General features: G+C 67.0%; 12 protein-coding genes. 6 read left to right on the top strand and 6 right to left on the bottom strand.

The window, feature by feature from the left end; translation table 11 throughout:
- Positions 1 to 40 precede the first annotated feature (40 nt).
- Complete coding sequence (locus QMO56_RS21355; RefSeq protein WP_283529179.1) at positions 41 to 472, top strand: hypothetical protein; 432 nt, start codon at positions 41 to 43, stop codon at positions 470 to 472.
- A gap of 173 nt (positions 473 to 645) precedes the next feature.
- On the top strand, positions 646 to 2,568 hold the full coding sequence (locus tag QMO56_RS21350) for a DEAD/DEAH box helicase (protein WP_283529258.1): 1,923 nt from the start codon (positions 646 to 648) through the stop codon (positions 2,566 to 2,568).
- Here the strand turns inward: QMO56_RS21350 and QMO56_RS21345 are convergent.
- On the bottom strand, positions 2,565 to 2,879 hold the full coding sequence (locus QMO56_RS21345) for an HU family DNA-binding protein (RefSeq protein ID WP_075800909.1): 315 nt from the start codon (positions 2,877 to 2,879) through the stop codon (positions 2,565 to 2,567). The two genes, QMO56_RS21350 and QMO56_RS21345, sit on opposite strands and share 4 nt — an antisense overlap.
- 803 nt (positions 2,880 to 3,682) lie before the next feature.
- Between QMO56_RS21345 and msrP the strand changes: the two genes are divergently transcribed.
- Entirely contained in the window at positions 3,683 to 4,621 is a 939-nt protein-coding gene (gene msrP / locus QMO56_RS21340) for a protein-methionine-sulfoxide reductase catalytic subunit MsrP (RefSeq protein WP_283529175.1), read from the top strand.
- Between the two features lie 59 nt (positions 4,622 to 4,680).
- Positions 4,681 to 5,331: a protein-methionine-sulfoxide reductase heme-binding subunit MsrQ gene (msrQ, locus tag QMO56_RS21335; RefSeq protein ID WP_283529173.1), complete on the top strand. Its 651-nt coding sequence runs from the start codon at positions 4,681 to 4,683 to the stop codon at positions 5,329 to 5,331.
- A 97-nt stretch (positions 5,332 to 5,428) separates the two neighbouring features.
- Here msrQ and QMO56_RS21330 read toward each other — a convergent pair whose 3' ends face one another.
- Entirely contained in the window at positions 5,429 to 6,286 is an 858-nt protein-coding gene (locus tag QMO56_RS21330) for an NmrA/HSCARG family protein (RefSeq protein WP_283529171.1), read from the bottom strand.
- A 40-nt stretch (positions 6,287 to 6,326) separates the two neighbouring features.
- Between QMO56_RS21330 and QMO56_RS21325 the strand changes: the two genes are divergently transcribed.
- On the top strand, positions 6,327 to 6,707 hold the full coding sequence (locus tag QMO56_RS21325; protein ID WP_283529168.1) for a helix-turn-helix domain-containing protein: 381 nt from the start codon (positions 6,327 to 6,329) through the stop codon (positions 6,705 to 6,707).
- A 229-nt stretch (positions 6,708 to 6,936) separates the two neighbouring features.
- Here QMO56_RS21325 and QMO56_RS21320 read toward each other — a convergent pair whose 3' ends face one another.
- The 4 genes from QMO56_RS21320 to QMO56_RS21305 form a co-directional block, all read right to left on the bottom strand.
- On the bottom strand, positions 6,937 to 7,404 hold the full coding sequence (locus QMO56_RS21320) for a hypothetical protein (RefSeq protein ID WP_283529165.1): 468 nt from the start codon (positions 7,402 to 7,404) through the stop codon (positions 6,937 to 6,939).
- Between the two features lie 361 nt (positions 7,405 to 7,765).
- A complete protein-coding gene (gene hemH / locus QMO56_RS21315) occupies positions 7,766 to 8,812 on the bottom strand; it encodes a ferrochelatase (protein WP_283529163.1) in 1,047 nt (348 codons plus the stop codon).
- Positions 8,809 to 9,771 (bottom strand): hydroxymethylbilane synthase, encoded by a 963-nt coding sequence (hemC, locus tag QMO56_RS21310; protein WP_283529161.1) that lies wholly within the window; start codon positions 9,769 to 9,771, stop codon positions 8,809 to 8,811. The genes hemH and hemC overlap by 4 nt, the downstream gene beginning before the upstream one ends.
- A gap of 84 nt (positions 9,772 to 9,855) precedes the next feature.
- Positions 9,856 to 11,364 carry a catalase gene (locus QMO56_RS21305; RefSeq protein ID WP_283529159.1) on the bottom strand — a complete coding sequence of 503 codons (1,509 nt, stop codon included), beginning with the start codon at positions 11,362 to 11,364 and terminating at the stop codon, positions 9,856 to 9,858.
- A 115-nt stretch (positions 11,365 to 11,479) separates the two neighbouring features.
- Between QMO56_RS21305 and QMO56_RS21300 the strand changes: the two genes are divergently transcribed.
- On the top strand, positions 11,480 to 12,418 hold the full coding sequence (locus QMO56_RS21300; RefSeq protein WP_283529157.1) for a LysR substrate-binding domain-containing protein: 939 nt from the start codon (positions 11,480 to 11,482) through the stop codon (positions 12,416 to 12,418).
- Positions 12,419 to 12,659 lie beyond the last annotated feature (241 nt).

The raw sequence follows: 12,659 nt of genomic DNA, 5'->3' as shown, positions 1-12,659 counted from the left end.
CGACCCATACCGCGACGCCGCCGAACGGGGAGTGAAAGCCATGTCTGAGCCGAAGGCTCATGGACTGACGATCGCCTCGTTCCTCGCCAGGTCGCCGCCAGTCGCGCCAAAGATCTACGGGCATTTCAAGAGGCCCACGACCTGCAGTGCCAACCCCTCGACACTGGTCGTGAATCTGGGGTGGCTGAGCGCGGCACTCCGCGGTGATTCGGGGTGGGCGTACACCGTTGAGGAGCGCAACGCTGAGACGTTCAAGCCTGAGCGGTATCTCCGGATGCAGCTGGCGATCTCGGCTGAGGAAGAAATCCCAATGCCGTGGCTGTATTTCGAGCGCGGCCGCACGACGGTGATGGATGGACGGCATCGCCTCTACGTGATGTTGGACCTTGGATTCACGCACACACCGATCGTCGCCGATCCAGAGCATGTTGGACCACTCTCGACCCTGGTCGATCCCGATTGTCGCCTTTGAGCCTGGACGGCGCTTGCCACACAGCATCGCAATGATGCCGCGCACCGAGCCCGTCCTGCCTCCGTCAACATGGAAGCCGACCGCATAAGCTCTGCGTCGTTCGGCCCCCGGGGGGTGGACAGCGGATTCCTGGCGAATCAAGATTCTGGCCCTTCCATCCCGGGTGCCCAGCTCTGACGAAGCGGTCCTATCGCTCGCATCAAAGACGCCTCGCGGGCGTCATCGAGGCGATCGCCACTGGCGATACAGACGCCAGGGACATCCTGGCCGCCGTCACGCCTGGCGGCGGCAAGTCACTGCTGCCCGTTCTGGCCGGCACGCGCCTGATCGCGGCCGGCACCGTCGAGCGCATCTGCTGGGTTGTTCCCCGCGACAGTCTGCGCCTGCAAGCGGAGGAGGCCTTCGCCGACCCGAGCTGGCGCGCGACGCTCGGCCACAGCCTCTCCGTCCGGGCCGCCGACAACACACCCGATCCATCGCGCGGCCTCGATGGCTACGTCACCACCTACCAGGGCGTCGCGGCCGCGCCCGACCTGCACCTCAAGGAGTTTCGGCGGCACCGGACGCTGCTGGTGATCGACGAAATGCACCATCTCCCGGCGCTGGCCGAAACGGATCCTACTGCCGCCGCACAGGCCGCCCGGGCCGAGGAGGACGAGGCCAGCGCCTGGTCGCGCGCCATCCTGCCTCTCCTCGAATGCGCGACGGTCCGTCTGCTGCTCTCGGGCACGCTGGAGCGGGCGGACGGGAGGGGGATCCTGTGGCTGCCCTACCGCAAGGGACCGAAGGCTCGCACCCGCGAGGTCGAGCTCGACGCCCCGGGTTGGGCTGTAATTGGCTACTCGCGCGCGCAGGCGCTGGCCGAAAAGGCCGTGCTGCCCGTCACCTTCGGGGCACTGGATGGCGAAGCCAGTTGGCGCGACGAGGAGGGCGTCGAGCTGGGCCCGCATCGCCTCGCCGGGGCCTATCCCGAGGAGACCACCCGCCCTGCCCTCTTCACCGCGCTGCGCACCGGTTTCGCCGAGGCGTTGCTCCGCGAGGCTTTTCTGGCGGTCCGGGACCTGCGATCCCGCCGCCGGGAGCACCGTGGCCTGGCCCCGGGCGTGGCTGCACGAGGCCTGGGGAAACTGCTGGTGGTGGCGCCGGATCAGGCCGCCGCCAAGCACTACCTCGAGGTGATCCGTCGCTGGATCCCGCCCGCCCAGGCGGAGGAGGTGGCGCAGATTGCGACCTCCGACACCCCGCGGGCCCACGAGGTCCTCGCCGCCTTCCGGCTACGGGCGGAGCCCTCGATCCTGGTCACGGTCGCCATGGCCTATGAGGGGCTGGACGCGCCGGAAGTCGCCGTCGTCGCGGCCCTGACGCATATCCGCTCGCGTCCCTGGCTGGAGCAGATGGTGGCCCGGGCGACGCGGGTGGACCCGCATGCCGGGCCTTATGCAGATCAGCGCGCCCTGGTGTTCCACCCGGACGACCCGCTCTTCGCGCAGTTCCGCCGCCGCATGGAGACGGAGCAGGGCACGCTCGCCAAGCGGCCGAAGCCCCGGCGCAGCCAGGATGCGCTGCCGCTCTGGCTGCGGGACCAGCTGCCGCCGCCGAAGGAGGGGATCACCCCCCTCGCCTCCAACGCCCTTGCCATGCGTTTCGACACACTGCGACCAGGTCCGGAGTTAGCCATGCGGCGGCCGGAGCAGGAGGAGGCACAGGGCGAGATGCTCGAGCCTCCCTCGGTCGCCGAACGGCGGCTTCGGGTGCGGCTGGGTGAGATGGTGGCGGCTCAGGCGGTTGAGGACGAGGCAGGACGAGCGGGCTTACGAGGCGGCGTCGCTGGTCCTGGCCTGTATCACCGCTACAATGCCTGCCTAAAGCGGGTCAGCGGCAACAAGAGCCGGGCCCAGATGACCCTCGCGGAGCTGCAGGCGGCGATCGGCTGGATGGAGCGCAACCGCCTCGCCGACCATCTCCATCTGCTCGAGGACGATGCCCGGTACGCCTGGTCCGCGCGGCAGCGGAGCGAGTGGAAACCGCCCGTCGGGCGGCCGGATCGCCGCGCGACATCCGGTGCCGGGCGGCCAGCTTCGGAGCGGTCGTCCTAGCCTGCCTTGGCAGCCTTCCGCTTCGCCTTCTTGACGCCGGCAAAGGCCGCTTCTTTCAGAGACGGCGATGGCTTGAACTTGACGGTTGCCCCGGCCTTCACCGCGACCTTCTCGCCGGTGCGCGGATTGAGCGCACTGCGCTTCGGCGTCTCCCGCACCGTGAACGAGCCAAAGTCGGGGAGGGAGAATCGCCCGGTCTCGATGATCTCGGCCTTGATGGCTGCGATCAGATCCGCTGCCACTTGTCCCGAGGCAACGCCCGTCAGGCCTGACGATTGCTGGATGACGTCGGTGAGGAATTTCTTCGACATGCCGGGCTTCTACGGTGCCGCTCGAGCCACAACAAGGTGCTAGACGATCGATAGCGATACCACCGGTCCAGCGGACACCGCTCATCGGACCTCGCCGGAAGCCTCGGTCCGGGCGAAGCGGCATGACCGCCCCCTCGTAGCAGTGACCGACCAGCAAATTGACGACCTGGGGTGCCCACCAGGAACGTCTTCCTGCGCTTCGATTATGAACGGCGGCATGACGGAATAGAAGCGCCGAGATCGGCGTCTCTGCAGCGACGGCACTGGCTGCCGCCGCTTCTACACAGGATAACGACCCATGCTTTCCCTGAACGTCCCCCGCGCGCTCCGCGCCCTCGGGCTTCTCGCTGCGCTGTTGAGTCCTTTGGCCGCGAGCCACGCCCTTGCCGACGGAGAGTACATTCCCGGCCCGACCGCCGTCGGTTCCTGGCCGACGGATACGAGCCGCACTCCGCTGGCAAGCATAGCTGCGGTCCAGCAGAGCCCCGTGGAAAGTCTCGAGCAAAGCGGGGCAACGGGTGGCGGCGGTCAGCACGCCTGACGCCGCATCTCCTGTGACGTTGCCTGTCCGCAGAACTCCTGATCCTGACGCCGAGAGAGGCAGCCCCTGCCCGACGGCCTAGTCCGGTAAGTGAAGCGGGAGACGGGCCACGTCTCCCGCCGACCTCGGGCGGCGGCTCAGCCGCGACACAAGAAGCCCGGCTTCCCCGTTCGGCCGGGAATAACTCAATCAAAGCGGCATCTATTCTGACGATGCTCAGCGTCATGCCGAGCACTCGCCTGAGCGACCGGAGGTTACTGCCATGGTGCACTTCTCTGTCCCCAAGATTCCCGGTTCGGAGATCACGCCCAAGGAGGCCTACGTCTCCCGGCGAACGCTGCTGGCCGCCGCCGGGATGGCGCTCGGTGCGGGCTTTCCGGCAGGTGGTCGGGCCGCGCAGCCTGAGCGTGCGCGGAGCCACTTCTCCACGGATGAAGCCCCGACGAGCCTCGGCGACATCACGAGCTACAACAACTATTATGAGTTTGGGACCAGTAAGTCCGACCCGAAGGCCCATGCCGGCGGGCTGACCACCCGTCCCTGGACAGTGAAAGTGGACGGGCTCGTCAACAGGCCGGCCGAATATCAGCTCGAAGATTTCATCAAGCCCTATACGCTTGAGGATCGCATCTTCAGACACCGCTGTGTGGAAGCATGGTCCATGGTGATTCCGTGGGTCGGTATCCCGCTCGCCGAGGTGCTGAAGCGCGCCGATCCGCAGGGTTCGGCGAAATTCGTGGCCTTCAAGACGCTCGTGCGTCCGTCCGAGATGCGGGGCCAGGCCGGGCTGTTCCAGACGTTGGACTGGCCCTATGTCGAGGGGCTGCGGCTCGATGAGGCCATGCATCCGCTCGCAACTCTGGCGGTCGGTCTCTATGGCGAGACGCTGCCAAACCAGAATGGCGCACCCCTGCGCCTCGTTCTGCCCTGGAAATACGGGTTCAAGGGTATCAAGGCGATCGTCGGCATCCGCCTTGTCGAACAACAGCCTCCAACCAGCTGGAACAACCAAGCGCCACACGAGTATGGCTTCTACGCAAACGTCAACCCACAGGTCGACCATCCACGCTGGAGCCAGGCAACGGAGCGCGTCATCGGATCCGGCTTCTTCGGCCGACGCAAGCCGACATTGATGTTCAACGGCTACGGCGATCAGGTCGCAGGCCTCTATTCCGGTCTGGACCTGAGGGCGAGTTTCTGATGGCCATAGCTTGCGTTCCGGGCCACACATCACGATGGCTCAACCAGGCCACGATGAGAATGCCGGTACTGGCCTGTTATGCGGCGGGCTTCCTTCCGCTCATCTGGACAGCATTTCTCGCCGTCACGGACGGTCTCGGCGCCGATCCCGTGCTGGAGCTGGAATACCGGCTTGGCCTATGGGCCTTGCGCTTGCTCATCCTCGGCCTCTCCATCACACCCTTGCGCCAGCTGGCTGGCGTTAACCTTCTGCGCTTCCGCCGCGCTGTCGGGCTCCTCGCCTTCTACTACGTACTCCTGCATGCCGCTGCCTACGCCATCCTCGACCAGTCGTTGGACTGGGCGGCCATCGGGGCCAACATTCTCAACCATCTCTACCTGACCATTGGCTTTGTGGGGCTGCTACTCCTCGTGCCGCTGGCCGTGACGTCGAACCGCTACGCTATCCGCCGGCTTGGAAACAGGTGGCGTGGCCTTCACAAACTGGTCTATGTCGTGGCCGCCCTAGCGGCGGTACATTTCCTATTGTCGGTGAAGTCCTGGCCCATGGAGCCGGTAATCTACGCCGCCATTGTGGCAGGTCTTCTCCTCTGCCGCATTCGGCTCCAGCGTCGTCGGGAGAAGCAGAGCTCCGCTTCCGCGGCAGTCGATGAGCGTCACAGCGGCGTCAGTTCCGTAAGGCCGCCTCTCCCCTCGCGCAGGACAGCGTGAAGCCCGGGTCTAGAGCAGGCGTGGTTATGGATCAGCTGTCCTTGCCTCCATCGTCGATGGTCCCGGCACGCTGCTCACAGGGAACACGTCTCGACGATCATGACGTCCTCGGCGCGGAAAGCCATTCCTCGAACGTCATGGGGCGGGGGTGGCGTGCCCTCAACGCCGGAATGTCGGCCGCGTAGCCGGACTCGCCGAACCACTCGAACATTCGGCGCACGTCTGCCGGCAGAGGACGCAGCAGCAGCCTCGGTACGCCGAACGGAAGTCCGGCGAACAGACCATGGCGCTTGAGTGCGGCGGCAATCTGCGCACGGGTCAGTTCATCGCCCGCGATCTCCTCTGCCTTGCCGATGAAAGCCGCTGGGTCACCAAAGGCTCGCGCCACCCAGTGCCCGATGTCAGCCACCGCGATCATCTGAAGTGGCTTGTTTGCGGGCACGTAGTTCCGTAGGAGCGCCAGTAGCACGACCCGCATGGAAGGCTTCACGAAGTTGTCCATGAAAAAGACAGGCCGGACGATGCTCGCGGGCAGGCCGATGCGCCGCACATGCTCCTCGACCCGCCACTTGCTCTCGAAGTGAGGCACCGCGGAGCGCCGGTCCGCGCCGCCCACCGACGCATAGATGAAGTGTGCAACTTCGGCAGCGCGTGCGGCCTCCGCGACGGCGATGCCGCGGCGCGTCTCCGCCTCACCTCCTTGGTCGGTGCCCTGGACGGAGTAGACGCCATGGGCGCCTTTGAAGGCGGCCCGCATGGCAGCCAGATCATCCATGTCCGCTGCGATAACCTCGACGCCGCGCGCCGCCAGGCGATGGGCCGCATCCGAGTTCGGGTTCCGGGACAGGGCCCGGAGATTCCACCGGCCATCGGCGAGGAGCGCACGAACCACTCCCCCGCCCTGCTGCCCGGTAGCTCCCAGGATAACGATCGTCTTCGATGCCGCGTCGCTCATGGTATGTAAATCACCTGCAACACGGTGCCGGACAAGTAGGATGGAAAATCATACCACCCTGGAAGCGGAAGCCAGTGCGAACGACAGAGAAGGCTGCGCATGCTCAGCGGCGGAACTGAAGGCATTCCGCCATGCCATGAAGGCCCTCACCGGGCGGTGGAAGGCCGAGATCATGTGGGTGCTGCTTGCCGGTCCATTGCGCTTCGGAGAGATGCGGCGCGCGCTGCCGGACATCACGCAACACATGCTGACGGCGCAGCTCAGGGCACTCGAGGCCGATCAGTTGGTCACGAGGACAGCTTATCCGGAAAACCCGCCGCGAGTTGAGTACGCGCTGACTGAGAAGGCCTACGCGTTGAAACCGGTCTTCTTGTCCCTGGTGGAATGGTCGCGTTCCAGCGAGATGCTGGCCAGGACGTAACGCGGGCCGAGCGGCCAACTCCAAGAACTGCGTAACCGACCGCCCGCACCCGGCCGTCGGCGAGCCCTGCCACGGCGGCGGCAATGTGAGCGGTCCGGGATCCGTTCGATTCTGCTGTGCGACCTCCGACTACGCAAGCGCGGAAGGCCGGAGCGTGCGCGTGAGCTTCCAGTGACTTGGTCTGTGCGTAGCAATTGCAGGAGCGGCTAGGCTTCTCTCGTTCGCGAGGTTAGGCGATCGCCGCCAGCACCAGGAAAAACGCTGTATGGGCGATCGCGAAGAGAATGATGCCCGCAACACTCAGGGTTTTGATACCCGCAAATCCCTGACCCAACGCTGGCAGGACAATGCCGGCATTGATCATCCAAACCAGCACCGCGTAGATCAGCCCCTTTTGCAGGGGGACACCCGGCAAAAGCGGCTTGATCCATTGATAAATCACAGCGAACACCAGGCCGACGACGATTTTGAACCCGTTCGTGAATACCGGCCCGCCCGGGTCCGGCAGATGGCATGCAGCCCAAATTCGGTCGGCACCCAATGTCTGCAAGGCCGGGCCGGTCCACATCTTTACAAGCCGCTGGAAGCCACCGCGAGCCGTAACGACGCCCATCCGATCGGCGATGCCGAGCAGGAGAAAATTGGCGCAGAGGCCGACGGCGCCCCCGAGCAGCGTTCTGAGATAGGTCGTGAGCATGATAGCCTTCGGGTTGACGCTTCGATGTTCGGTGGTTGGGTTACCCGCTGCTATCCCTTGTCACGGCGCCAATGGCGATGCCGGCAATCCGGGACCCCACGACGTTCTCGCTGGCCGCTGGAGAAGCCGTGGCTGCAGAGAAGGCCGACAGTGGCCGTGTCGCTCGTAATACGCATTCGAAGCTCCAGCCGATCAGGGTATCTACGCGGCAGGCATGCGCCCGTGGAGTGAGACTCCTGCCAAGAGCGAATATTCCATCAGACCGAGAATTTTCTCCGCTGGTCCTTCTGACGTGCCGAAGTCCACTCTCAAGATCCCGCGTTCGCCACGTTCCCGCTTCGCCTCCGGCGCATGCCGCCGCTCAGGTCCAGCCGGCGAGCTCCCGTGCCACGATGTCCTGCAGCAGCCCGATGGCGGCGGGGCCGCTGTTCAGGCAGGGCACCAGCGTCAGCGCCTCCCCACCCGCAGCCTCGAAGCTGTCGCGCAGCTCGTGGCCGATCTCGTCCAGCGTCTCGATGCAGTCGGCGACGAAGCCGGGGCAGATGACGGCGATGCGCCGCACGCCGCGCCGGGCCAATGCCTGCATCGTCTCGTCCGTCGCGGGGGTCAGCCAGGCTTCCCGGCCGAAGCGGGACTGGAAGGTCATCGGCATCTCGTCCCCGGAAAGCCCGAGCGCCGTCCGCAGGGCGGCCGTGGTCCGTAGGCACTCCTCCGGATAGGAGTCGCCCGCCCGGGCATAGCGCAGCGGCTGCCCGTGATAGGAGGCGAGGATCACCTCCGGCCGTGCCTCCAGCCCCGCCAAGTGCGCCTGCACGGAGGCGGCCAGGGCGGCGATGTAGCCGGGGTGGTCGGGAAAAGAGGGGGCGATCCGCAGCGCCGGTTGCCGGCGCGTCGCCAGCAGGGCGCGGAAGACGGCATCGTTCACCGTGGCGGTCGTGGTCGCGCTGTACTGGGGATAGAGCGGCACCACGAGAATCCGGTCGCAGCCGGCCTCCTGCAGCGTGCTCAGCCGATCGGCGATAGTGGGGCGACCGTAGCGCATCGCCCAGTCCACCAGCAGGCCGCCGTCGCCCATGGCCTCCTGCAGCAGCGCGGCCTGGCGGCGCGTGTGGAGGCGCAGCGGGCTTTCATCGGTGGGCTTGTGCCAGATGCGTGCATAGGCGGCACCGCTGCGGAAGGGACGGCTGGTCAGGATGATCCCTTGCAGCAAGGGCTGCCACCAGAGCGGATTGTTCTCGATCACCCGCCGGTCCGAGAGGAACTCCGAGAGGTAGCGGCGGACGTCGCGGTAGCCAGGGGAGTCCGGCGTACCGAGATTGACCAGCAGGACGCCGATGCGCCCTTGATGCGACGAGGTCCGCGCATCCAGGGCGGGCCTGAAGCTGGGGCGCGGTGGAATATGGCTCATCCGAAGAGATCCGCCGGGCTGTCGGCGCGCAGCTCTTCGCCCAGGGCGGTGCCGAGGCGCGCGGCCTCCGCGGCATCGCCCTCCAGGCTGCGGCGCAGGAGGAAGGAGCCGTCCTCGCGGGCAACGAGGCCGGTGATGTGGAGACGGTTCCCGGGTAGCAGCCGGGCATGGGCCGCGATGGGGCTGCGGCAGGATCCGTCCAGCGCTGCCACCAGGGCGCGTTCCGCGATGGCGGCGAGATGGGCGGGCGCATCGTCGATGGCGGCGAGCCTTGCGCGCATGACCCCGTCCTCGGCCCGCGCGGTGATGGCGATGATGCCCTGGCCCGCCGCCGGGAGCATCGTCTCCGGCTCCAGCACCAGGGCGGCCCGGCCATCCAGCCCCAGGCGGCGCAGCCCGGCCATGGCGAGGATGGTGGCGGCGAAGTCGCCGGATTCCAGCTTGCGCAGCCGGGTCTGTACGTTGCCGCGCATGAGGCCGAAGCGGAGATCCGGCCGGAGGTGGCGGAGCTGCGCCACGCGGCGGGCGGAGGCGGTGCCGATCCGTGCCCCGACGGGCAGGCCGCAAAGGGGCACGCGCCGTTCGTCGGGCGGGCAGTCGGGTGCGAGGATGATGACATCCAGCACATCCTCCCGCGGGAGCACGGCGGCGATGACGACACCCGGCGGCAGCTCGGTCTCAAGGTCCTTCAGGCTGTGGACGGCGAAGTCCACATGCCCGTCCAGCAGCGCCTCATGAATCTCCTTGGCGAACAGGCCCTTGCCGCCGAGATCGGCCAGGTGCTGGCGCTGCTCCGCATCCCCCGTCGTGGTGAGGGGCAGGGCATCGAGCGGCGCGGGCTCGCCCGCCTCCCGCAGCGCCTTCAGCACCATGCGGGTCTGCACGAGGGCCAGGGGGGAGCCGCGGGTGCCGGCCAGAAGGGCGGCTTCATGGGGGACCGGCTTCAGAGCAGCAGACATCGCGGGACACTCGCAGGCGGAGGGATGCACGTCAGACCGGGCGATGGTCGGGGAGAGGCTAGGCCCCTCCCCGGCCCGCAACGCTTATTCCGCCGCCCGAACCGGGGCGACGTCTGCGGCTGTGGTGGGCGCCGAGGCCGGGGCGGTGTGGATGCGCCGGATCGCGTCCTCCACGCCGGCGGCATAGGCCGGGTCGGCGCGGCGGAAATGCTCCATCTGCCGGTCGATGATGAAGCGCGGCACGCCCTGCATGGCGCCGGCGATGTTCTCGAAGAGCCGGTTCTGCTGCTCGGGCGTCATCAGGCGGAAGAGGTCGCCGGGCTGACGGTAGTCGTCATTGCCGTCGCGGTGGTCGTAGTGGTCCGCATCGCCGCTGATGCGCAGCGGCGGCTCCTTGGCGGAGAGCTGCTCGGCCGGGCCGTTGAAGGAGTTCGGCTCGTAATACGCATCGGTCCCCTTCGGCGCGTCAAAGCGCATTGCGCCATCCGCGTGGTAATGGTTCACCGGGCAGCGCGGGCGGTTCACCGGCAGCGCCTCGTAATGCGTGCCGACGCGGTAGCGATGCGCATCCGCATAGGCGAAGAGACGCCCCTGCAGCACCTTGTCCGGGGAATAGCCGATGCCTGGCACCACGTTGGAGGGCGAGAAGGAGGCCTGCTCGATCTCCGCGAAGTAATGCTCGGGGTTCCGGTTCAGCTCCAGCACGCCCACTTCGATCAGCGGGTAGTCCGCATGCGGCCAGACCTTCGTCAGGTCGAAGGGGTTGTACCAGTGCTTGTCGGCGTCGGCCTCCGGCATGATCTGCACGCAGACGCGCCAGCGCGGGAAGCGGCCGTTCTCAATCGACTCGTACAGGTCGCGCTGGGCGCTCTCGCGGTCCTCGGCGATCACGGCGTTCGCTTCCGCATTCGTCCAGGTGCTGATGCCCTGCATGGACTTGAAGTGGAACTTCACCCAGTAGCGCTCGCCGGCATCATTCCAAAAGGAATAGGTGTGGCTGCCATAGCCGTTCATGGCGCGGTAATTCTGCGGCAGTCCGCGGTCGCTCATCAGAATGGTCACCTGATGCAAGCTCTCCGGCGAGAGGGACCAGAAGTCCCACATCGCCGTCGGGCTGCGCATGTTGGTGCGCGGGTGGCGCTTCTGGGTGCGGATGAAGTCCGGGAACTTCATGGGATCGCGGATAAAGAAGACCGGGGTGTTGTTGCCGACCAGATCCCAGTTGCCCTCCTCCGTGTAGAACTTCAGGGCGAAGCCGCGCACATCGCGCTCGGCATCGGCCGCGCCACGCTCGCCAGCGACGGTGGAAAAGCGCAGCAGCGTCTCCGTCACCTTGCCGGGCTGGAAGACCTTGGCACGGGTGTACCTGGTGATGTCGCCCGTGATGGTCAGCGTGCCATAGGCACCGGAGCCCTTGGCATGCACCACGCGCTCAGGGATGCGCTCGCGGTTCTGGTGCGCCAGCTTCTCCATCAGCTGGAAGTCCTGCAGCAGGACCGGACCGCGCGGGCCGGCGGTGACGCTGTTCTGGTTGTCGGCAACCGGGGCACCGGCCGTGCTGGTCAGCACCGGGCGCGAGGTGTGGTCGGACATGGGGTCGCTCTTCCTCTCTGAAACTTCCGCCATCGGCACGACGCATCCTGGGATGAGGCGAGGAGCAGGTAAATTCGATCTTTCCGGGCAGATTATTCGGCGATACCTATGATCCATGCCTCCCCAGACGCTCGCCGGCCTGTCCCTGCGCGATCTCGAATATGCGGTCGCGGTCGCGGAGCTCGGCCATTTCGGCCGGGCAGCGGAGCGGTGCGGGGTAAGCCAGGCGGGGCTGTCGGAGCAGGTCCGCAAGCTCGAGGCCCTGCTCGGCACCGCTCTCTTCGAGCGCACGACGCGGCGCATCACGGTGACGCCGGAAGGCGAGGTGCTGCTGCGGCAAGCCCGGGAGGTGCTGACCGGTGCCCGCGCGCTGATGGAGCTGGCGCGCAGCCGAGCGGCGCCCCTGGCCGGCCCGCTCCGGCTCGGCGTGATCGCCACGCTCGGCCCCTACTACCTGCCGGACCAGCTGGGCGCGCTGCGAGAGCGGTATCCAGAGCTGCAGCTGCGCCTGCAGGAGGGGCACACCGCCGCCCTGATCTCGTCCCTGCAAGGCGGCGAGCTTGATGCGCTGCTACTCGCCCTGCCCCTTCCGGTCGGGGGCATGGCCGGGGAGGCGCTGTTCTTTGAGCCCTTCCGGGCTGTCCTCCCGGCCGAGCACCCCCTCGCGGAGCAGCCATCTCTGGCACTGGACGACTTGGCGGGCAGCGAACTGCTGCTGCTGGAGGAGGGCCATTGCCTACGCGAACAAGCCCTCTCGCTTTGCAGCCTGGGGCAGCCGGGTCGCCAGGCGCGCTTTGCCAGCAGCCTCGAGATGCTGCGGCACATGATCGCCGCCGGAGAGGGCTATTCGCTGCTTCCCCTCCTCGCAACCCGTGAGCAGGGCCGGCTGGGCCAGCTTGTCCGGGTGAAGGAGCTGGCCAGCGCCGCGGCAGGCCGGACCATCGGCATGGCCTGGCGCCGCACCGATGGGCGGGCTCCCGCTTTCAGGGAGCTGGCCACCTTTCTCCGTTCGGCCTGCCCCGCCGGCACGGCCGCCGTGGATGCCGCGGCATAGCGGCGCTCCCGCACCAGCGGCATTCCTTCGGGCACGGGGCCGCGGAGGCAGCGGGATTGCTGCGCTCGTGCTTCGCTGCCGGTGCGCGGCGCCGGGACGACGTCGTGGCGATAAACATTCTAAGAGCACCTTTCAAAACCTGGAAAAGCGGTAGGGCTATGCCGATCTGAAGGGCATGGCGAAGCCCCTGATTTCAGATGAACTCTGGTTGGTCATTGAGCCGCTGTTGCCGCCCGAGCGA

Source organism: Roseomonas sp. E05 (assembly GCF_030063475.1).
Lineage (GTDB): Bacteria > Pseudomonadota > Alphaproteobacteria > Acetobacterales > Acetobacteraceae > Pseudoroseomonas.
This window is presented reverse-complemented; position numbering and strand designations above follow the sequence as displayed.